The organism is Rhodococcus oryzae, assembly GCF_005049235.1.
Taxonomy (GTDB): Bacteria; Actinomycetota; Actinomycetes; order Mycobacteriales; family Mycobacteriaceae; genus Rhodococcus_G; species Rhodococcus_G oryzae.
Genome location: NZ_SUMD01000003.1, coordinates 63,978 through 83,592, shown reverse-complemented (window position 1 = coordinate 83,592; position 19,615 = coordinate 63,978). Strand labels below are relative to the sequence as shown.

The following is a 19,615-nucleotide window of genomic DNA, read 5'->3' as shown; positions in this document are numbered from 1 at the left end:
CCTCCTGACCAGTACACGCCTGGCCCGGCCCTGGCGCCAGTACAGATCGTGAACCGCGGGTGGTTCACATCTGGGACTAGAGCTCGCGCCGCGATGGGCCGACGCTGGAATCACCACAACAACCGAGGAGGACTTCCATGAGCACACACACCACCGCCGCCCCCGACATCAAGGCCAAGCACCGGGCCATGTGGGCGCTGGGCGATTACCCGTCGGTCGCCGCCGACGTCATCGCGGCCCTCGGCCCGCGCCTGGTCGAGGCCTGCGGCATCAAGGCGGGCGATCGCGTCCTCGACGTCGCGGCAGGCTCCGGCAACGCCTCGATCCCCGCCGCTCGCATCGGCGCCGCCGTCGTTGCCTCGGACCTGACCCCCGAGCTGCTCGAGTCGGGCCGTCGGCAAGCCGAGTCGCTTGGCCTGACGCTGGACTGGCGCGAGGCCGACGCGGAGGCGCTGCCGTTCACGAACGACGAGTTCGACGCCGTGATCTCGTGCGTCGGCGTGATGTTCGCGCCCCATCACCAGCCGAGCGCCGACGAGCTCGTCCGCGTCCTGCGCCAGGGCGGTACGCTCGGCCTGATCAACTGGACGCCCGAGGGCTTCATCGGCCAGATGTTCGCGACCATGAAGCCCTACGCTCCCCCGCCGCCGGCCGGCGCGCAGCCGCCGCCGCTGTGGGGCAACGAGGAGCACGTGCGCGCCCTCCTCGGCGACCGCGTGACCGAGGTCGTGGCGCGCCGCGAGCGGCTGACCGTCGACTGCTTCGACACCGCCGAGCAGTTCCGCGACTTCTTCAAGACCTGCTACGGCCCGACGATCGCGGTGTACCGGGCGATCGCCGACGAACCCGAGCGCGTCGAGGCCCTAGACCGCGAGCTGGCCGAGCTGGGCCGACGCTTCGACCGCGGCGACGGCACCATGGAGTGGGAGTACCTGCTGCTCACCGCCGTCAAGAAGTGAGCGGCTCCGCCGCCCGTGCGCGGTTGACGAGTCCACACACTCGTCAACCGCGCACGGGCGCCGCAGGCGTCTAGAGCTCGGTGATCCAGCCGTGCAACTCGTCGGTGCGCAGGGCCGCCGCGTGCCGCTTGCGCAGGGCCTGACCGATCGGTCCCGCGGTGCCGTCGCCGACCACCCGGCCGTCCACCTCGAACACAGGGGCCACGCCCGCGGAGGTGCCGGTGGCGAACACCTCGTCCGCGATGTACAGCTCGGTGAGGTCGACGGTGCGCTCGACGACGGGGATGCCGTCCTCGGCCGCGAGGGTGAGCAGGGTCCGGCGGTTGATGCCGTCGAGGATGTCGCAGGACACGTCCGGCGTGATCAGGGTGCCGCCGCGGACCAGGAAGATGTTGGCGGCGCTGAGCTCGCAGACGTGGCCGTTCCCGTCGAGGAAGATCGCGTCGTCGTAGCCGGCGTCGATGGCGTCCTGCTTGGCCAGCACCGAGTTCACGTACGCCCCGTTGACCTTGGCGCGGGACGGGATGGCGTCGTCCGGGATCCGGCGCCAGGTGCTGGTCTTGAGCCGCATGCCGTCCTGCGGGACGATCGGCACCGCGTCGTAGACGAACATGCTGACGGTGGTGTGGCAGCCGCGCACCCGGGTGCCGGCGATCGACTCGTCGACGTGCACCGTGGCCCGGACGAACACGTCCTCGGTCGGCGCGTTCGCGGCGACGAGTTCGGTTGCCACCGAGACGAATCGGTCGTAGTCCCACTCGTCGGCGAACCGATCCATCCCGATGATCTTGCAGGACTCGACCATCCGCTGGAAGTGGTCACGCAGCCGGAAGGCGCTGCGCCGGGACCCGTCGACCTGAACCGGGAACACCGTGTACACGCTCAGCCCGTACAGCACGGCCGAGGTGGCGACGCCGAGCGTCGCCTCCGCGACGTCGACGATCCGGTCACCGAAGTACACGCGGGGATGTGGGGTAGCCATGGCACGCCATGCTATCGACCAGGTCGGCGCCCCGGAAACCGAATTTCGTGCCTGCCGCCTCCCGCGACTTCCGCCCGACTCCCGGCACACTGTCGGGATGCTCCATTTGCGGATCCTGGCGCCGAGCGACCTTACCGACGAGGCCCTCCGGATCCTCGACGCGGAACCGGCCGTCAGCGGCCTCGCGGTGATGCGCGGCGCCTCGCTGCGTCCGGAGGGCGACGTGGTGTACGCCGACATCGCCAGGGAGGCGGCCAACGACGTGATCGACGAGTTGCGGGCCACCGGGTTGCACCACCGCGGCAGCATCGAGATCGAACCGGTCAACGCGTGGCTCTCCCGCAGCGGATTCGACGCCGAACTGCGCACCCCGGGCAGCAGCGCGGACTCCGTGGTGTGGGCGGAGGTCGCGCAGCGCTCCTACGAGGAGACCGAGCTCAACTGGACCTACCTGAGCTTCATGTCCCTGGCGACCCTGCTGGCGGCGATCGCGATCATCACCGACTCACAGATCCTGGTGATCGGGGCGATGGTGCTGGGGCCGGAGTTCGGGGCGATCGCCGCGCTCGGGGTCGCGCTGGTACGGCGCAGGTGGGTGCTGCTCGCGCTCGCGGTCCGCACCCTCGTCGTCGGGTTCGTGGTCGCGATCGCGGTCACCGCGATCCTCGCGGTGGTCGGCAGGGGGCTGGGCTGGATAACGATCGACGACGTCACCGGGCCGCGCCCCGACACCGCGTTCATCTACAGCCCGGACAAGTGGTCGTTCATCGTGGCGGTGATCGCGGCGGCCGCGGGCGTGCTGTCGCTGACCTCGGCGAAGTCGGCCGGGCTGGCCGGGGTGTTCATCTCCGTGACGACGGTGCCCGCGGCGGGAAACGTGGGACTGGCCCTGGCATTCGGCGCCGGTCACGAGATCTGGGGCAGCAGCCTGCAGCTGCTGCTGAACCTGTCCGGCATGGCGATGGCCGGCTGGGCGACGCTGACGATTCAACAGGCGCTGTGGACACGGGTGTCGGTGCGCCGGGCCCGCGCGCTCGACCGGGTCCGTCGGATGCTCTGAGAGCTCAGCCGTTCCGACGGGCCATCTCCGCACCGATCGCGCGCAGTCCCGCGCGCAACGAGGCCGGCTCCAGCACCTCCACGCCCGCGCCGAGCGCCGTCAGCTGATGCACCGCAACCTCTTCCGACTCGAGCAGTAGTCCCGCCTCGACCCAACCCTCCGCGTCCGCGGGGCCCGGGTTCACCCGCGCGGCCTCCGGCCCGATCACCACGGGCAGCGACCGCCACGCCGCGGGTGCGAGCCGCACCCGGCACGGGTACCGCAGCAGAGACCGGTCGAACTCGGCGGTCGACCGCGCCCACCAAGCCGCCAGGTCGAAGTCGTCCGGCCGCCGGGCGTCCTCGTCGAGGACCGCCGCGGCACCGATCCGCGAGACCCGGAAGGACAGCGTCGCGCCGCGGTGCCCGGCGACGAGGTACCAGACGCCTGCCTTCGCCACCAGCCCGAAGGGGTCGAGGGTGCGGGTCACCTCCCGGCCGCCCCGGCGATAGCCGATCCGCAGCCGTCGGCCGTCGAGCACGGCCCGCGCCACCGTCGCCAGGTGTGGGGCGTTCGCCGCCCGCCCGAACCAACCGGGGGCGTCCACGTGCAGGCGGCTGCGCCAGAGCTCGGCACCCGCACGCAGCGGAAGCGGCATCGCACCAAGGAGTTTGGCCTCCGCGGCGGCCGTCTGCTCCCCCAGACCCAGGTCCGCCGCCAGCCCGGGGACGCCGAGCAGCATGAGCGCGGAGGTCTCGACACCGGTCATCCCGCTGAGCTTGGACTGCCAGCCGTCGAGGAGCCGGATGCCGCCGCCAGGCCCGCTCTCCGTCCACAGCGGGACGCCCGCGGCCTGCAGCGCCGCGACGTCGCGGTACACGGTGCGCACGGACACCTCCAGCTGCTCGGCCAGCCGCTCGGCGGTGCTACCCGGGCCGCCCTGCAACCGCAGCATGAGGTCGAGCAACCGACTGGAGCGCACCGGCGAAGCCTATCCGGAATCACTGACAGAAGATGTCAGGGATTCGGGCGCACACTGGTCCGCATGACAACCTGGCAGCAGTTCTCCGACGAAGCACCGGCCTTGTCCGAACCCATCGCCGCGCGGCTGCGCGCACACAAGCATCACGTCCTCGCGACGCTGCGGGCCGACGGATCCCCGCGGGTCAGCGGCACCGAGGTGGAGATCTTCCGCGGACTGCTGGTCCTCGGGTCGATGCCTGGCGCGATGAAGGTGCGGGATCTGCACCGCGACCCGCGCTACTCGCTGCACACCAATCCGGGCCACCACACCATGGAGGGCGGCGACGCGAAGATCTCCGGCCGGGCCCGCGAGCTGTTCGGAGACGAGAAGAGGGCCATTCTCGAGAGCTACGACCAGAACCCCGGCGACGAGGCGCAGATCTTCGAGCTCGGCGTCGAGGAGGCGGTCCTGACGACGGTCTCGGAGGACCGGCTGCACGTCGACCTGTGGCGGCCCGGCGCGGGCGTCACGAGGCGCAGCCGGTGAGCGCGCCGGACCTGACCGGGAAGGTGGCGCTGGTCGCGGGTGCCACCCGCGGCGCGGGCCGAGCCATCGCGGTCGAGCTGGCCCGCGCCGGAGCGACCGTCTACGCGACCGGACGCAGCAGCCGCGAGACCGGCCGGTCGGAGATCGACCGGCCCGAGACCATCGAGGAGACAGGCGATCTCATCGCGGCCACCGGCGGTGCCGGCATCGCGCTGCGGGTCGACCACCTCGACCCGGACCAGGTGCGCGCCCTGGTCGCCCGCATCGACACCGAGCACGGGCGGCTCGACATCCTGGTGAACGACATCTTCGGCGGGGACAGGTACGCGCAGTTCGGCACCAAGCTCTGGGAGCACGACCTGGAGGGCGGACTGCGCATGCTGCGGATGGGCATCGACACCCACGCGATCACGAGCCATGTCGCGTTGCCCCTGCTGATCCGCCGACCCGGCGGCCTGGTCGTCGAGATGACCGACGGCACAGCGGAATACAACGTCGCCTACCGGCACCAGGTTGGCTTCTACTACGACCTGGTCAAGGCCGCGGTGCAGCGGATGACCACCGCGCAGGCCCACGAACTGGCCCCGCTGGACTCGACGGCGGTCGCCGTCACCCCTGGCTGGCTTCGGTCGGAGACGATGCTGGAGATCTTCGGCGTGGCCGAGGACAACTGGCGCGACGCGCTCGACCGGGAACCGCATTTCGCGATCTCCGAGTCGCCGACCTTCGTCGGCCGGGCGGTCGCCGCGCTGGCCGCCGACCCGGATGTCATGCAGTTCAGCGGCACCGTGGTCTCGAGCGGGCAGCTGGCCGAGCGCTACGGCTTCACCGACGTGGACGGCTCGAGGCCGGACTGCTGGCGCTATCTCGTCGAGGTGGCTGACAAGGACCTGCCCGCGAACACCGACGGCTACCGCTGAGCGGGCCTCACCAGGTGAGGTTCTCCTGGCAGTGGCTGCCCTCGGCTCCCGACTCGACCTGAACGGTCGCGTGGCCGAGCCCGTGCGCGTCGAGCACGACCTTCGCCGCGCCGAGCACCTGCCGCGAATCCGCCTCGGTGGTCAGGTGCACGGTCGCGACGTCCATGCCGGTGGTCAGCGTCCACACGTGCAGGTCGTGCACGTCCGAAACCCCGGGCAGGGCGCGCAGATCCGCCTCAACGGTGTCGACGTCGACGTGCGCGGGCGAGGCCTGGGTGAGGATGCGCAGCGCGGCGCCCGCGAGCTTGATCGCACGGGGCACCACCCACAGCGAGATCAGCACGCCCACCACGATGTCGGCGTACGGCCAGTTGAACACCAGCACCACCGCACCGGCGATGAGGACGCCGACGCTGCCGACGGCGTCCGCGAGCACCTCGAGGTAGGCACCGCGGACCGCGAGGGAGCCCTTGGCGTCGGCGCGCAGCATCAGCATCACGACGATATTGGCCGCGAGCCCGGCGGCGGCCGTCAGCATCAGCGGCAGGCCGGGCACCTCGGGGGCGTCGCCGATCCGTCCGATCGCCTCGTACATCACCCACGCCGCGACGGCCAGCAGCAGCACCGCGTTGGCCATCGCGGTGAGCACCTCGGCTCGATGCCAGCCGAAGGTGCGTGCGGCGGCCTTGGACCCCTGCCTGGCGAGCAGCAACGCCACCAGGCCCATCGACATGCCGACGACGTCGGTGAGCATGTGCCCGGCGTCCGCGAGGAGCGCGAGCGAGTTGATGGTCAGGCCGACCGCGACCTCGAGCGCGAGGAACCCGAGCAGGATGACCAACGCGATGACCATCCGGCGGATCCGGCCCGCCGACGGCCCCGCGGCGGTCGGCTCACCCCCGTGACTGTGCCCGTGCCCAACTCCCATGACGCTCCCCTTCGTGCGGTTCGCGTACATCATATGCATACATTCGCATATGTGGCTACATCGTCGCCGCTACTGCTCCGGCGGATAGTAGGGGTGCGCGACCGTCGGCGGCAAGGTCGCGATGGCCGAAATCCGCTTCAGGCCCGCGACCTGCAGCAGGTCCACCGTCAGCGAGCGGATCTGCGCGAACACCACGGTCGCGGACACGCCCGCGTTCTCCACTAGTTCGGCCTTCGCCCCGGACGCCACCGAGCGCAGCACCCGGGCCGCGTCGGCCTGGTCGGGCTTTTCGCCGGGATCGGCCAGCATCATCCGGCGCAGCACCTCCAGCGCCTGCGCGAGCTTCTCCACCTCGTCGACCAACCGCGGATCGAGGATTTCGTCGTCGCGGACCAGCGTCAGCGACCGCCGCGCGAGCACCCGGATGTTGCGCATCGCGTTGTCGATCGGATCGGCGGTGGCGCTCAGCCGCGCGAGACGTTCGCGCGAGTTCCAGTACAGCGGCGACACCCGGCTGATCTCCCGGCCACCGATCAGGTTGGACCGGAGCCCGTCGATCGCCGACTGGGTGTCGCGGGCCTTCTGCAGCGCCTTGACGATCGGTTCGGGGTCGTTCTCGACCAGCCCGTCCGCCACCAGCTGCAGCACCTCCCCCGCGGTGCCGAGGATCGCGGCGGCATGCTGCCGCGCCCGCAGCACCGGATGGGTCGGCACGAATGCCACGACGAGGATCCCGACCAGGCCACCGATGAGGGCGTCGATCATCCGGTCGGGCCCGCCGCCACGTTCGGGCGGGATGAGCGTCGCGACCAGCACCGCGGAGGTGCCGGCCTGCATCGAGATGATCGGCCCGCCGTCGAGGAAGATCGCCGTCGACATGGCCAGCATCACCACGAGCACGATCTGCCAGGCGCCGGTGCCGATCTGGGAGATCAGCAGGTCACCGATCCCGATGCCGACGGTGACGCCCGCGAGCAGCTCCACCGACCGCCGCAGCCGCGCCCCGAGGGACAGGCCCAGCGAGACGACGGCCGCGATCGGCGCGAAGAACGGATTCGGGTGGTGGATCAGGTCATTGGCGATCCACCAGGCGAGTCCGGCGGCGAGCGCGCACTGCAGGACGGGAAACGCCGATCCGCGCAGGCGTTTGACCGAGGCCCTCAGTCGAGCGCGGCCCCGGTCGGCGGTGAAGAATTGAGGGCTAGCCGAGGCCAAGTGCTTCGGCGGCCCTGGGGTCGCAGTCCTCGAGCAGGTCCAGGCAGCGGGCGTGCTCGTCGGATTCGCCGATCGCGTTGGCGGCCTTGGCCAGTACCGCGACGCAGCGCAGGAACCCGCGGTTCGGCTCGTGGCTGTACGGCACCGGACCGAAACCCTTCCAGCCGTTGCGTCGCAGCTGGTCGAGCCCGCGGTGGTAGCCGGTGCGCGCGTACGCGTAGGCGGTGATCGTCTGGTCGTCGGCCAGTGCGGCCTCGGCCAGGTAGGCCCACGCGATGGACGCCGTCGGATGGTCGGCCGCAACCTGCTTGGGGTCCGCCTTGTTCAGGAGTTCGGACTCCGCGTCGTCGTCTCCTGGCAGCAGGGTGGGCTGGGGGCCGAGCAGGTCACCGAAAGAGGTCATGCCGACCATTGTGCCCCGACCACCGGTCGCTCGATAGGCTGCCCACAGTCACGAACAGGAATGGCGAACGAGAGGGCGGACGTGTCGGACCCCAAGAACCCGGAACCCAAGGACTCTGCCGCCCAGAGCGCGGAACCCGGCAGCGACCGGGCAGCGACCGGCGCGGACGCACAGGACACCGGAAACGCCTCGGTGACAACGCCGGAGACGACGGACGCCGAGGCACCGGAGACCCCCGAGGCCGAGACCCCGGACACCGAACCCGACGTCGCCGGCGATGCCGCTGGCGCTGGCAAGGCGGAGGCGGAGGCGGACGGGCATGCGGCCGACGACACGCCGGACACCGACGCGACGGACGAGGTCGCACCGGAATCGGCGGAACACACCGAGAAGGACGAGGACCCCGCGCCGGTCGAGACCGTGACCGAAGCGAAGTCCGAACCCGGAACAGAGCCAGAGGCCGAGGCCGAGACGGACCTCGAGTCCAAGGCGGAGGCCGAGACGGAGGCCCAGCCCGAGCCCGGCGCAGAGGCCGAGGCTGAGGCCGCGACGGACGCAGAGGCCGAGGCGGAGGCCGAGCCCGAGGCGGAGGCGGAGGCGGAGGCCGAGCCCGAGGCGGAGGCCGAGCCCGAGCCCGAGGCGGAGGCCGAGTCCAAGGTGGAGCCCGAGCCCGAGGCGGACGCCGCGGCCCAGGCCGAAGACGTCCACGCACCGGCCGAGCCCGAGCCGACGGTCACCGACACCGACACCGATGAGGACGGATTCGCCGCGGTCACCGTCCCGGTGGAGAGGTCGGGCGCGGCGTGGAAGCCGCAGGCTCCGACGGCCGCACCGCGAAAGGTCGTGCCCGCAGGCGCCCCGCCCGCGCCCACCAACGCCCCGCAGTCCGCACCCGCGGCCGCCGCCGGGACCCCCGACGACGCCACCGTCGCCCTCCCGAGGGCCACGCCGCCGCCTGCCACCCCCGACGACGCCACCGTCGCCCTCCCGAGGGTCACACCGCCGCCCGCGCGGCCCAACGCCGTGGTGCCCCCGACCCAGGTCTCGCGCCCCAAGGCCGCACCCACCAAGGTCGGTCCCGGCCGGCCCGCACCGGCGGTCCGGCCGCCCGCGGGCGCCTCTCCCGTCGCCGCGCCGCCGCGCCCGGCACCTCCGGTCGCGGGGCCCGCGAAGATCCCCGCCCCTGAGCCCGCGTCGAGCGGCAAGAAGCGATGGCCGATCGTCGTCACCGTCGGCGTCGTGCTGGCCGCCGCGGCGGGTGGGGCCTACCTGCTCACCTCGACGGTCAGCAGCAACTCGGCGGAGGACCAGGTCAAGACCGCGATCAACACCTTCGTCGACGCGATCGAGGGCGGAGATCTCGCGACCCTGCGGACGATCTCCTGCGGCGACCTGGCGTCGTACTACGCCCAGATCCCCGATGCCGAGTTCGCCGACGTGTACCGGGTGGCGGTCGACCAGCGGTCGATCCCCGTCGTCGAGAGCATCGACACGGTCTCCATCACCGACGACACCGCGATCGCCCAGGCCACCGTCCACACCGGCGCGGCCCCGAACGAGAGCTCGGCGCGCTCGTTCAACCTGCAGCGCGACGGCGACGCGTGGAAGGTCTGCTGACCTAGCCCGGAAACGACGAAAGTGCAGCTACCGGGGCATCGGCCGAGAGGCCGAGCCGGTAGCTGCACTTTCGTGCGAGCGAACTAGCTGCCGGAGACGGAGCGCCCGGCGGACTTGAGGTCGTTGCAGGCCTCGATGACGCGAGCGGTCATGCCGGCCTCGGCCTTCTTGAGGTAGCTGCGCGGGTCGTAGACCTTCTTGTTGCCGACCTCGCCGTCGATCTTGAGTACGCCGTCGTAGTTGGCGAACAGGTGTCCGGCGATCGGGCGGGTGAACGCGTACTGGGTGTCGGTGTCGACGTTCATCTTCACGACGCCGAAGTTCAGCGAGTCCTCGATCTCCGACTTCAGCGAGCCCGAGCCGCCGTGGAAGACGAAGTCGAACGGCTGCGTGCCCGCGGCCAGGCCGAGCTTCGCGGCCGCGACCTTCTGACCCTCCTCGAGCACGGCGGGCTTCAGCTTGACGTTGCCCGGCTTGTAGACGCCGTGCACGTTGCCGAAGGTGGCGGCCAGCAGGTACTTGCCGTTCTCGCCGACGCCGAGCGCGTCGACGGTCTTCTCGAAGTCCTCGCTGGAGGTGTAGAGCTTGTCGTTGATCTCGGCCTCGACGCCGTCCTCTTCGCCGCCGACGACGCCGATCTCCACCTCGAGGATGATCCTCGCGGCCGCCGAGAGCTTGAGCAGCTCCTTGGCGATCTCCAGGTTCTCGTCGATCGGGATGGCCGAGCCGTCCCACATGTGCGACTGGAACAGCGGGTTCTGGCCCGCGTTGACGCGCTCCTGCGAGATCGCGAGCAGCGGGCGCACGAAGCCGTCGAGCTTGTCCTTGGGGCAGTGGTCGGTGTGCAGCGCGATGGTCACGTCGTACTTCGCGGCGATGACGTGCGCGAACTCGGCCAGCGCAACGGCGCCGGTGACCATGTCCTTGACGCCGAGGCCGGAACCGAACTCCGCGCCGCCGGTCGAGAACTGGATGATGCCGTCACTGCCCGCGTCCGCGAAGCCCTTGATGGCGGCGTTGATGGTCTCGGAAGAGGTGCAGTTGATGGCGGGGAAGGCAAAGGAGTGCTCCTTGGCCCGACCGAGCATCTCGGCGTAGACCTCGGGAGTTGCGATCGGCACGGAACTGACCTCCATTTAAAGAGTCGAGGGGGCGCATCCCTTGATGTCAGGGGCGCCGGGGGTACATGCAGTATTGCAAACGTCGCCGCGCGTGCCCGACGACTCCTGACCGTCGCCGCCCACCGGCGACCTCACGATTACCGCCGGCGCCGCGTGCGGTAACCGCGCTCGCCGACCGGCTGCGGGGCGCGGGCGGGCGAGCCCGCGCCGATCGCCGGTACTCTGGGCCGCGTGATTGTGCAGGCAGCCTCGGAGTCCGTGACCAACCTAGCCCTGATGCCCCAGTGGATGGACCCGATGTATCTGCTGACGGAGTCGTGGCTCAAGAACTTGGTGCTACCGGCGATCCTCGCCATCGTGTTCATCGAGACGGGCCTGCTGTTCCCGCTTCTGCCTGGCGATTCACTGCTCTTCACCGGTGGTCTGCTCGCCGCGCAGCCGAACCCGCCGGTCAACATCTGGGTTCTGATGATCGCGGTGCCTGTCGTGGCGATCCTGGGCGACCAGACCGCGTACTGGATCGGCCGCAAGATCGGCCCCTCGCTGTTCAAGAAGGAGGACTCGCGCTTCTTCAAGAAGGAGTACGTGACCGAGTCGCACGCGTTCTTCGAGAAGCACGGGCCGAAGACCATCATCCTGGCCCGCTTCGTGCCGATCGTGCGCACGTTCACCCCGGTGATCGCGGGCGTCTCGAAGATGAACTACCGCACCTTCCTCGGCTACGACATCGTCGGCGGCATCCTGTGGGGCGGCGGCGTCACGATCCTGGGCTACTTCCTCGGCAATGTCGCCTTCATCCGCGACCACGTCGAGGCCATCTTCCTGCTCATCGTCTTCATCTCGATCCTGCCGGGCATAGCCGCGGTGGCCAAGAAGGTCATGGCCTCGCGCCGCGAACCGGTCGCGGTGACAGCGCCCGAGGCCCCCGTGGCCCAAGACGACCCGACGCCGTAGGTCGATGACGCTCGCCGCCGGCAGTTTTGCGCCACTTGAAACCGCCGGTCCGGCGGTGGTGTGGCTGATCGTTCTCACCTTCGTCTTCCTCGAGTGCGCCGTCATCATCGGCCTGTTCCTGCCCGGTGACTCCCTGCTGATCACGGCGGGCATCGTGCTGGCAGGCCACTCCTCGGGTTCGGCCCACGTGTGGGCGCTGTCCGCGGGTGCCGCCGTCGCCGCCATCGCGGGCAACCAGGTCGGCTACCGGATCGGCCTGCGCACCGGGCACCACCTGGTGGCGCGCCGCGGGGGCCGCTACGTGACGGCCGAGAACCTGCACAAGGTCAACGTCCTGTTGGACCGGCACGGCTTCCTGTCGGTTCTGGTGGCGCGCTGGATTCCGTTCGTCCGGACCCTGTGCCCGCTGGTCGCGGGCGCGGCGGGGATGAACCACCGCATGTACACGGTGGCCAGCAGCCTGGGGGCGCTCGCGTGGGCCCCGGTGCTGCTGCTGATCGGCTTCTACGCGGGCGAGTTCCTCCAGCGCGTCCCGTGGCTGATGCCTGCCGTGCTCGCGGTCATGGTGGTGTGCCTGATCGTCGGCACGGTGCTCGGCATCCGGCACTACCGGCAGGAGATGGCGAAGCCGCCCGTCGACTACACGGTCGATTGACCGCACCCGCCGCTTGACCTCAATCGAACTTCAGGTTTGAGGATGGCTCTCAGGACACAGGCCCCAGCGCCCTGAGAGACCGGAGATCAACCATGAGCGTCGTCAGGAATCCCCATTCGCTGCCGAGGATCACCCAATCCGGTGTCGGCATCGTCAAGGCCAGCACCTGGGACGTCGGCACGCCCGAGCGACAGCGGGCCGCCGTAGCGGCGATCGCCGCGGCCTGGGAGAAGCGCGACTGGCCCGACGAGAACCTGCTCTCCTACAGCGTCTACACCGGCAACGACGGCCGGACGCTGTTCCACTACTCGCAGTGGGCCGACGAGGAGAGCTACCGGTTCTGGCTGTCGGGAGGGCGGAGCGACACTGTCGCGGAGATCGACGCCGCGGTGCCCGACATCGAGCGACTCTGGCTGCACACGTACGAGCTGTATCGGAGCAGCGGCTCCGCCGGGGACGCGGGGCGGGTACCGGGCGCGATCATCGTCATCGACATCGGGTTCGACGGCCCCGACCCGGCGCGGCAGCGCGCCTGGGTGGACGGCGTCTTCGAGGCGCTGGAGAGCGACCCGGCCCCGGCCCCGGGCGGGATCTCCGGACACTTCCACGTCAGCGTCGACGGGACCCGGGTGCTCAACTACGCCGAGTGGGAGAGCGCGCAGGCGCACAGCGATGCCCTCGCCGGGGGCGAGGGCATCGGCTCGGCGACGCCCGAGTGGTACCGGGTGCAGAGCTTTCCCGGCGTGACCGGTGTCGGCATGAGGCGGTACACGCCCGCGCTCAGCCTCAGCGGCGGCGCCGCGGGGGCGTGAGCCGGGGCTCAGTGCTCGTGATCGTCGAGTTCCCACGCGGGCAACGGATCCTGGTAGCCGACCCACGCCCTCGGGCCCGCGGCCAGCTCACCGTCGGTCAGCAGGGCGGTGTCGAGGATCCGCTTCGGCGCGTGCACGTCCAAACGGACACCGATGAACACGAGCTCCTGCCCCGGTGGCACCTCGGCGCTCGACCACAGCTGCGCGGGCTCGATCGTCAGGTTCGGTCCCGCCTGCGACCAGATCGCCGCGACCTCGGGCCTGCTGGCGATCCAGCAGAACCCCTTGCTACGCAGCAGCCCCTTCAGCTCGGCGAGCGCGACCTCCAGGCGCGCGGGGTGGAACGGCCGGTCGGCCCGGTAGGTGACGCTGCGGATGCCGTACTCCTCGGTCTCCGGGGTGTGCCCACCGGCGAGCTCGTCGTCCCAGCCGGGGGCCCGAGCGGCGAGCTCGGGGTCGTAGAGGCCGGTCTCGAGGACCTCGTCGAGGTCGACGACGCCTGCCACCGTGCGCAGCAGTCGCGCGGACGGGTTCAGCCTGCGCAGTGTTGCCTCCACCGTCCCGGCGCCCTTTTCGCTGACGAGGTCGGTCTTGGTGAGCAGCAGGACATCGGCGAACTCGACCTGGTCGACGAGCAGGTCGGAGATGGTGCGTTCGTCGCCGTCCCCGGCGACCTCGCCGCGGTCGGCGAGGCGCTGACCACGGGTGAGCTCACCGAGGAAGGTCGACGCGTCGACGACGGTGACCATCGTGTCGAGCTGCGCGACCTGACCGAGGCTGAACCCGTCCTCGAACTCCCAATCGAAGGTCGCGGCGACCGGCATCGGCTCGGAGATGCCGGTCGACTCGATGATCAGCTGGTCGAACCGACCGTCGCGAGCCAGCGCCCCGACTGCCTCGATGAGGTCCTCGCGCAGTGTGCAGCAGATGCAGCCGTTGGTCAGCTCGACCAGCTTCTCCTCGGTTCGGTCGAGGTGACCCTGGCCGGCGACCAGGGCGGCGTCGATGTTGATCTCGCTCATGTCGTTGACGATCACCGCGACGCGGCGCCCGTCACGATTGGCGAGCACATGGTTGAGGAGGGTGGTCTTGCCCGCGCCGAGGAATCCGGACAGGACCGTGACGGGCAGTTTCTTTGTCGGGGCTGAAGTCATCCCTTAATGATAATGGTTCCCATTTGCGGCATCACCACCCGTGCACGAGTGGCATCCCGATGGGGGTACAAATCACGCACAGTCGCCGGGCCCCGGCGTACCTTCACAGGGCACAGGCACCCCGCAGGACCAGACGAAGGGCGGCGATGATGTCCGAGTTCCCTCCGATCGCCGACTTCGCATTCCTGTCCGACTGCCAGACGTCGGCCCTGGTTGCCCCCGACGGCTCGGTGGAATGGCTGTGCATCCCACGACCCGACTCCCCCAGCGTGTTCGGCGCGCTCCTCGACCGGTCCGCGGGGTCCTTCCGATTCGGCCCGTCGCACGTCCTGACGCCCTCGCAGCGTCGCTACCTACCGGGATCGATGGTCCTCGAGACGACCTGGTGCCTGCCCACGGGAACCCTGGTGGTGCGCGACGCTCTGGTGATGGGCCCATGGAATGGCACCACCCGGTCGGACGAGTACCGGCGGCCACCGGCGGACCATGTCGCTCAGGACATGTTGCTGCGCACCGCGGAATGCATCGAGGGCAGCGTCGAGATCACCGTCAATTGCATGCCGCTCTTCGAGTACGGCAGGTCGACCGGCACGTGGACCTACTCGGGCGAGGGCTACGAGAGCGCGACCTGCTCCGCAGGCGAACTCACGCTGACGCTGACGAGCAACCTCCGGCTCACCTTTGGCTCGGCGCGGGCGGGCACCAGGACCGAGTTGTCCGCAGGGGACACCGCTTTCGTCGCGCTCTCCTGGAACGGACTTTCCGTCACCAACGTCGAAGACGCCACCGGGCTGCTCGACAACACCGACCGGGCGTGGCGCGACTGGATCAGGAAGGGCGACTTCCCCGACCATCGGTGGCGTCCGTACCTCGAGCGCAGCGCCCTCACACTCAAGGGCCTGACGTACGCCCCCTCCGGCGCCCTGATGGCGGCTGCGACCACATCGCTTCCGGAAACCCCTGGCGGCGAACGAAACTGGGACTACCGGTACACGTGGGTGCGGGACTCGGCCTTCATGCTGCACGCCCTGTTCGAACTCGGCTACGACTGGGTGGCCTTCGAGTACTTCGCGTTCCTGATCGACGCGGCGGCGAGCGGCCCGATGCAGATCATGTACGGACTCGGTGGCGAACGGGACCTGACCGAGCACACCCTCGACCACCTGACCGGCTATGACGGCGCCAGCCCGGTCCGGATCGGCAACGGCGCCTGGAACCAGCGCCAGCACGACATGTGGGGGATGCTGATCGAGTCGGTCGCCACCCACGTCAGGCACGCCAGTCAGCTCGGCCCTCCCGCATGGGCCCTGGTCACCCAGCTGGTCGACAGCGCGATCGACGTCTACCGCAAGCCCGACCGGGGCATCTGGGAGGTCAGAGGCGAACCCAGGCACTTCACCGCATCGAAGGTCATGTGCTGGGTGGCGGCCGACCGCGGCGCATCCATGGCCGCCGATCGCGGGGCGGGCGAGCTCGCGGAGAGATGGCGGCAGGCGGCCGACGAGATCCATGCCGACGTCTGCGCCAACGGGGTCGACGCCCGGGGGGTGTTCGTGCAGCACTACGACACCACCGCCCTCGACGCCTCCGCCCTGCTGATCCCGATCATGGGTTTCCTTCCCCCGGAAGATGATCGGGTCCGCGCCACGGTGCTGGCGATCGCCGACGAATTGACCACCGACGGGCTCGTACTGCGCTACCGGACGGAGGAGACGGACGATGGCCTCTCGGGGGAGGAGGGCACGTTCACGATCTGCTCGTTCTGGCTGGTGTCCGCCCTCGCGATGATCGGCGAGGTCGACCGGGCCCGGATGCTGTGCGAGAAGCTGCTCTCCTTCGCCAGCCCCCTGCACCTCTACGCCGAGGAGATCGAGTCCTCCAGCGGAAGGCATCTGGGTAACTTCCCGCAGGCCTTCACCCACCTCGCGCTCATCGACGCCGTCACCAGCGTGATCAAGGCCGGGGGCTGACGACGGGGACCTAGATCGCGCCCGATGCCACGTACGCGGCCTCCATCAGCATCCATCCGCCGAGCTGCACCGAGAAATCCCGCTCGGCGATGTCGGACGACCGTACGGTGCCGCCGGTGAAGGTGGCGATCCCGTCGCCGAGACCGGGCAGGTGAGCCGGAGCCGTCCAGTCACGCCCGAAGAGCGGCAGTCCCTCGACCTGGAGTCGGTTCTCCCATGCGACCTCGGCGGAGTCCAGCACGATCTGCGCCGCGGTCCGGCGGGCTCGCACATCGGCCGCGCGATCGCCGGGCAGCTCGGCGGCGACCAGCGCCAGGTAGCGCGCGAGGATCCCGTTGAACAGGCCGCCGTCCCCTCCCCCGCCGCCGACGATCAGGCCGTCCTCGGTGAGCCGCTTGTCGATGGCCTCGACCAGCGCGTGCACCCGGTGCCGGTGCCGGGGCGCCCCGAGCCGCACCGCGAGCTCGACCTCGGTGCCCAGCGCCACGCCCTGGCAGTAGCTGTAGATCTCGCGGTCGAGCTCCCCAGGGGACTCCGCGTCGTCGGTCCGGATGCCGTCGAACATCAGGCCCGTGAACGGGTCCCGGAGTTTCTCGTCCATCCAGTCCGCGATGGCCTGCGCCCGCCAGAGCCGTCCGGTCCGGGCCAGCATGATCGCCGCGGGACCGTTCGCCGGGGTGTTGTAGAAGTTGGACCTCTTGCACCACGGGATGCCGCCGCCCTGGTCAGGGGCCCACGCATCGAAGAGCTGGGTTTCCAGGTCCTGGATGGCGTTCCGATAGTCGAGGTGATGCAGTCGCTGCGCACGCTCGAGTGCGATCCCGAGCCAGGCCATGTCGTCGTAATAGTTGTTCGTCCATCCGCCGATATTTCGGACGCGATGCGCCCGAGCAATTTTCGTGATGCGACGGCGACGCTTGGGGGTCGGATCGCGCAGCGCCGCATCCACGACGCAGTCGAGGAGGTGCGCCTGCCACCAGTAGTGCCAGCTGAAGAAGAGCCGTTCGCGACGCACCGGCGGCCAGGCCACCACGCCGAGGGCGGTGCCGGGCAGAGCCCACAACCGGCGCACGTGCCGGGAGACCATCGCTTCCTCGGCGGCGTCGGCGCGCTCGGCCCACTGATGCTGCATAACAAACGATCTTGCCTATATATGTGACGAATCGCTACCAGGCACGCCCCAGGTCGGCGTGCTGGCGAATCCACGCGTGCATCGCGATACCCGCGGCGACCCCCGCGTTGATGCTCCGGGTGGATCCGAACTGGGCGATCGAGACGGTCATCTCCGCCGACCGTTTCGCGTGGTCGGTGACGCCGGGGCCCTCCTGTCCGAACAGCAGGATGCACTCGCGCGGCAGGCTCGCGGTCTCCAGTGGCACCGAGCCCGGCGTGTTGTCCACCGCCACCACGGCCAGGTCGCTGCGGGCCGCGTACTCGAACAGCGTCTCCACGTCGGGGTGGTGGACGATGTGCTGGTACCGGTCGGTCACCATGGCCCCCCGGCGATTCCAGCGACGCCTGCCGACGATGTGCACCGAGGCCGCGGCGAAGGCGTTGGCCGTGCGGACCACGGTGCCGATGTTCGAGTCGTGGCCGAAGTTCTCGATCGCGACGTGGAACGGATGCCGCCTGCTGTCGATGTCCGCGACGATCGCCTCGCGGGTCCAGTACCGGTACGCGTCCACCACATTGCGCCGGTCACCGAGCGCGAGCAGCTCCGGGTCGTATCGGGGATCGGTCGGCAGCGGGCCGTCCCGCTCGGTGTCCCATGGCCCCACCCCGTTGGGATGCTCTCCCCACTCGGTCGGGCCGGATTCGTCGTCGGTCATCGCCGTGTCCGCATCTGTCAGAACGTGTCGTTGGAGTCGGTCGCGATTCGGAACCCGTGCCCGGTGTCCTCCTTGACGCAGGTCACGCCCTTCGCCTCGGATTTGCAGGTGAACCCGAACGAGCTCACCTTGTCCCCGACCGGGAGCACGGAGTCCGCCGCGGAGACGCCGGAGGTGTAGACGGGACCGCCGGAGCACAGGAACTCCCCCGGGCCGTTGCCCGTCACCCTTATTCCGTTACCCCAGTTCACCATGCAGTTCTCCGGCCTGGCCGGGATCGGGGTGGTGGCCCCCTGGCAGCCGGCCTCGGTCCGGGTGGGCAGCGAGATGATGCCGCACTCGAAGCCACCCGTCGGCGAGCTGAAGTAGACCGCCTCGTTGCGCGCGTACTCGACCGCGGTGGTCGAGGGCGGTGCGCTGGTGGCGGTGGTGGTCGTCGTCGTGGGAGGCACGGTGGTGGTGGTCGTCGGCGCGAGGGTGGTGGTCGGCGCGGAGGCCGTGGTCGTGGGCACCGCGAGACTGGTCGGCGGTGCCTGACCGGCCTCGGAGGCGCCGCAGGCGGCCGCTCCGAACACCGCCGCGACACCGAATACTGCTGCTACAACCCGACCTGAACGCACACGCACACCCTTCCTCGACAGTCGCCACAGAACTCTAGTGGCCGATGGTCCGAGGCCGCCGCGGGCAAGGGATCGGGTGCCGGGGTCCCGGGGCGTGCGACCCGCTAGCTGTGGCTGATCCGCCGGTTGATCTCCCTGGTCAGCCAGGCCGGGGAGAACCGCGACGCCATCATCATCGCGCCCGCCTGTCGACCCACCGGGTAGTGCACCTTCGCCAGCATCCGGTGCGAGCGCCTGGTCGCCTTGACGACGACCTTCGCGACGTCGATCGCGGTCAGCTTGATGCCGAGGGAGTCTGCGGTGCGCATGTCCAGGTTCCCGGTCATCGCGGTGTTCACGAACAGCGGCCAGACGGCGAGCACCCGAATGCGGTGCCGCCGCCACTCCAGTTCCAGCGCCTCGGTGAGGCCGCGGATGGCGAACTTGGTGGCGCTGTAGGTCGCGAGCTCGGGCTGGCCGTAGATCGCCGAGGCCGAACACAGGTTGACCAGCTGCGAACCGGGCGTCGCCTGCAGGTAGGGGAAGGCGGCCCGGCTGCCGAGCACGACGCCGCCGACGTTGATGTCGACCATCCGCCGATGCTCGGCGGGCGACATCTCCTCGAACCGGCCCGAGGAGAGCACCCCAGCGTTGTTCACCAGGATGTCGAGGCGGTGCGAGGCCACCTCCGCGAACTCGGCGAGCCGCGCATCCCACTGCTCGGGGTCGGTGACGTCCAGCAGCCCGGTCGAGACCTCGCCGCCGCCCGCGCGGATCTCCCGCGCGAGGGCCGCGAGACCGGTCTCGTCGATGTCGAAGGCACCGACGAGATATCCGGCCCTCGCGAACTCCAATGCGGTCGCCCTGCCGATCCCGGCCGCCGCACCGGTGATGACCACTGTCTGCTTCGCCATGTCGGCCAGGGTAGGCGGTGCGCCTACCCTGGGG

General features: G+C 70.1%; 20 protein-coding genes. 9 read left to right on the top strand and 11 right to left on the bottom strand.

The window, feature by feature from the left end:
• The first annotated feature begins 137 nt into the window (after window positions 1-137).
• Window positions 138-959: a class I SAM-dependent methyltransferase gene (locus tag FCG67_RS06555; RefSeq protein WP_136908296.1), complete on the top strand. Its 822-nt coding sequence runs from the start codon at window positions 138-140 to the stop codon at window positions 957-959.
• 70 nt (window positions 960-1,029) lie between these two features.
• Here the strand turns inward: FCG67_RS06555 and FCG67_RS06550 are convergent, their stop codons facing one another.
• The gene (locus FCG67_RS06550) at window positions 1,030-1,941 is read right to left on the bottom strand and encodes an aminotransferase class IV (protein WP_136908294.1); all 912 of its coding nucleotides are present in this window, start codon (window positions 1,939-1,941) and stop codon (window positions 1,030-1,032) included.
• Between the two features lie 97 nt (window positions 1,942-2,038).
• Here FCG67_RS06550 and FCG67_RS06545 point away from each other — a divergent pair, with 97 nt between their 5' ends.
• On the top strand, window positions 2,039-3,001 hold the full coding sequence (locus tag FCG67_RS06545; protein ID WP_136908292.1) for a DUF389 domain-containing protein: 963 nt from the start codon (window positions 2,039-2,041) through the stop codon (window positions 2,999-3,001).
• Between the two features lie 4 nt (window positions 3,002-3,005).
• Here the strand turns inward: FCG67_RS06545 and FCG67_RS06540 are convergent, their stop codons facing one another.
• On the bottom strand, window positions 3,006-3,962 hold the full coding sequence (locus FCG67_RS06540) for a helix-turn-helix transcriptional regulator (protein ID WP_136908290.1): 957 nt from the start codon (window positions 3,960-3,962) through the stop codon (window positions 3,006-3,008).
• Window positions 3,963-4,025: 63 nt separating this feature from the next.
• On the opposite strand from FCG67_RS06540, the gene FCG67_RS06535 reads away from it, so the two are divergent.
• Window positions 4,026-4,490, top strand: a complete 465-nt coding sequence (locus FCG67_RS06535) for a pyridoxamine 5'-phosphate oxidase family protein (protein ID WP_136908288.1) — start codon at window positions 4,026-4,028, stop codon at window positions 4,488-4,490.
• Window positions 4,487-5,410 carry an SDR family oxidoreductase gene (locus tag FCG67_RS06530; protein WP_136908286.1) on the top strand — a complete coding sequence of 308 codons (924 nt, stop codon included), beginning with the start codon at window positions 4,487-4,489 and terminating at the stop codon, window positions 5,408-5,410. Before FCG67_RS06535 ends, FCG67_RS06530 begins: the two co-directional genes overlap by 4 nt.
• Before the next feature lie 7 nt (window positions 5,411-5,417).
• On the opposite strand, the gene FCG67_RS06525 is transcribed toward FCG67_RS06530, so the two are convergent.
• The 3 genes from FCG67_RS06525 to FCG67_RS06515 form a co-directional block, all read right to left on the bottom strand.
• Window positions 5,418-6,338, bottom strand: a complete 921-nt coding sequence (locus FCG67_RS06525; RefSeq protein ID WP_136908284.1) for a cation diffusion facilitator family transporter — start codon at window positions 6,336-6,338, stop codon at window positions 5,418-5,420.
• 69 nt (window positions 6,339-6,407) lie between these two features.
• Window positions 6,408-7,502 carry an FUSC family protein gene (locus FCG67_RS06520; protein WP_223263884.1) on the bottom strand — a complete coding sequence of 365 codons (1,095 nt, stop codon included), beginning with the start codon at window positions 7,500-7,502 and terminating at the stop codon, window positions 6,408-6,410.
• Between the two features lie 37 nt (window positions 7,503-7,539).
• Window positions 7,540-7,956, bottom strand: a complete 417-nt coding sequence (locus FCG67_RS06515) for a DUF3151 domain-containing protein (RefSeq protein WP_077043471.1) — start codon at window positions 7,954-7,956, stop codon at window positions 7,540-7,542.
• Between the two features lie 60 nt (window positions 7,957-8,016).
• Between FCG67_RS06515 and FCG67_RS06510 the strand changes: the two genes are divergently transcribed.
• A complete protein-coding gene (locus FCG67_RS06510; protein ID WP_136908282.1) occupies window positions 8,017-9,573 on the top strand; it encodes an Rv0361 family membrane protein in 1,557 nt (518 codons plus the stop codon).
• Window positions 9,574-9,656: 83 nt separating this feature from the next.
• On the opposite strand, the gene fbaA is transcribed toward FCG67_RS06510, so the two are convergent.
• Complete coding sequence (fbaA, locus tag FCG67_RS06505) at window positions 9,657-10,694, bottom strand: class II fructose-bisphosphate aldolase (RefSeq protein ID WP_169310461.1); 1,038 nt, start codon at window positions 10,692-10,694, stop codon at window positions 9,657-9,659.
• A 231-nt stretch (window positions 10,695-10,925) separates the two neighbouring features.
• Here fbaA and FCG67_RS06500 point away from each other — a divergent pair, with 231 nt between their 5' ends.
• The 3 genes from FCG67_RS06500 to FCG67_RS06490 all read left to right on the top strand — a co-directional run bounded on the left by FCG67_RS06500 (window position 10,926) and on the right by FCG67_RS06490 (window position 13,115).
• Window positions 10,926-11,648 (top strand): DedA family protein, encoded by a 723-nt coding sequence (locus FCG67_RS06500; RefSeq protein ID WP_136908278.1) that lies wholly within the window; start codon window positions 10,926-10,928, stop codon window positions 11,646-11,648.
• A 4-nt stretch (window positions 11,649-11,652) separates the two neighbouring features.
• The gene (locus tag FCG67_RS06495; RefSeq protein ID WP_136908276.1) at window positions 11,653-12,303 is read left to right on the top strand and encodes a DedA family protein; all 651 of its coding nucleotides are present in this window, start codon (window positions 11,653-11,655) and stop codon (window positions 12,301-12,303) included.
• A 92-nt stretch (window positions 12,304-12,395) separates the two neighbouring features.
• Window positions 12,396-13,115 carry an antibiotic biosynthesis monooxygenase gene (locus FCG67_RS06490; protein WP_136908274.1) on the top strand — a complete coding sequence of 240 codons (720 nt, stop codon included), beginning with the start codon at window positions 12,396-12,398 and terminating at the stop codon, window positions 13,113-13,115.
• 8 nt (window positions 13,116-13,123) lie between these two features.
• On the opposite strand, the gene FCG67_RS06485 is transcribed toward FCG67_RS06490, so the two are convergent.
• A complete protein-coding gene (locus FCG67_RS06485; RefSeq protein WP_136908272.1) occupies window positions 13,124-14,269 on the bottom strand; it encodes a GTP-binding protein in 1,146 nt (381 codons plus the stop codon).
• A gap of 146 nt (window positions 14,270-14,415) precedes the next feature.
• On the opposite strand from FCG67_RS06485, the gene FCG67_RS06480 reads away from it, so the two are divergent.
• A complete protein-coding gene (locus FCG67_RS06480) occupies window positions 14,416-16,239 on the top strand; it encodes a glycoside hydrolase family 15 protein (protein ID WP_246044907.1) in 1,824 nt (607 codons plus the stop codon).
• 10 nt (window positions 16,240-16,249) lie between these two features.
• Here FCG67_RS06480 and FCG67_RS06475 read toward each other — a convergent pair whose 3' ends face one another.
• From FCG67_RS06475 to FCG67_RS06460, 4 genes are all read right to left on the bottom strand, one after another.
• Window positions 16,250-17,371: a glycoside hydrolase family 76 protein gene (locus FCG67_RS06475; RefSeq protein ID WP_136908268.1), complete on the bottom strand. Its 1,122-nt coding sequence runs from the start codon at window positions 17,369-17,371 to the stop codon at window positions 16,250-16,252.
• 34 nt (window positions 17,372-17,405) lie between these two features.
• On the bottom strand, window positions 17,406-18,068 hold the full coding sequence (locus FCG67_RS06470) for a TrmH family RNA methyltransferase (protein ID WP_097210051.1): 663 nt from the start codon (window positions 18,066-18,068) through the stop codon (window positions 17,406-17,408).
• Window positions 18,069-18,085: 17 nt separating this feature from the next.
• Window positions 18,086-18,694 carry a hypothetical protein gene (locus FCG67_RS06465; protein ID WP_425467801.1) on the bottom strand — a complete coding sequence of 203 codons (609 nt, stop codon included), beginning with the start codon at window positions 18,692-18,694 and terminating at the stop codon, window positions 18,086-18,088.
• A 98-nt stretch (window positions 18,695-18,792) separates the two neighbouring features.
• A complete protein-coding gene (locus tag FCG67_RS06460; protein WP_136908264.1) occupies window positions 18,793-19,581 on the bottom strand; it encodes an SDR family oxidoreductase in 789 nt (262 codons plus the stop codon).
• Between the last annotated feature and the right edge of the window lie 34 nt (window positions 19,582-19,615).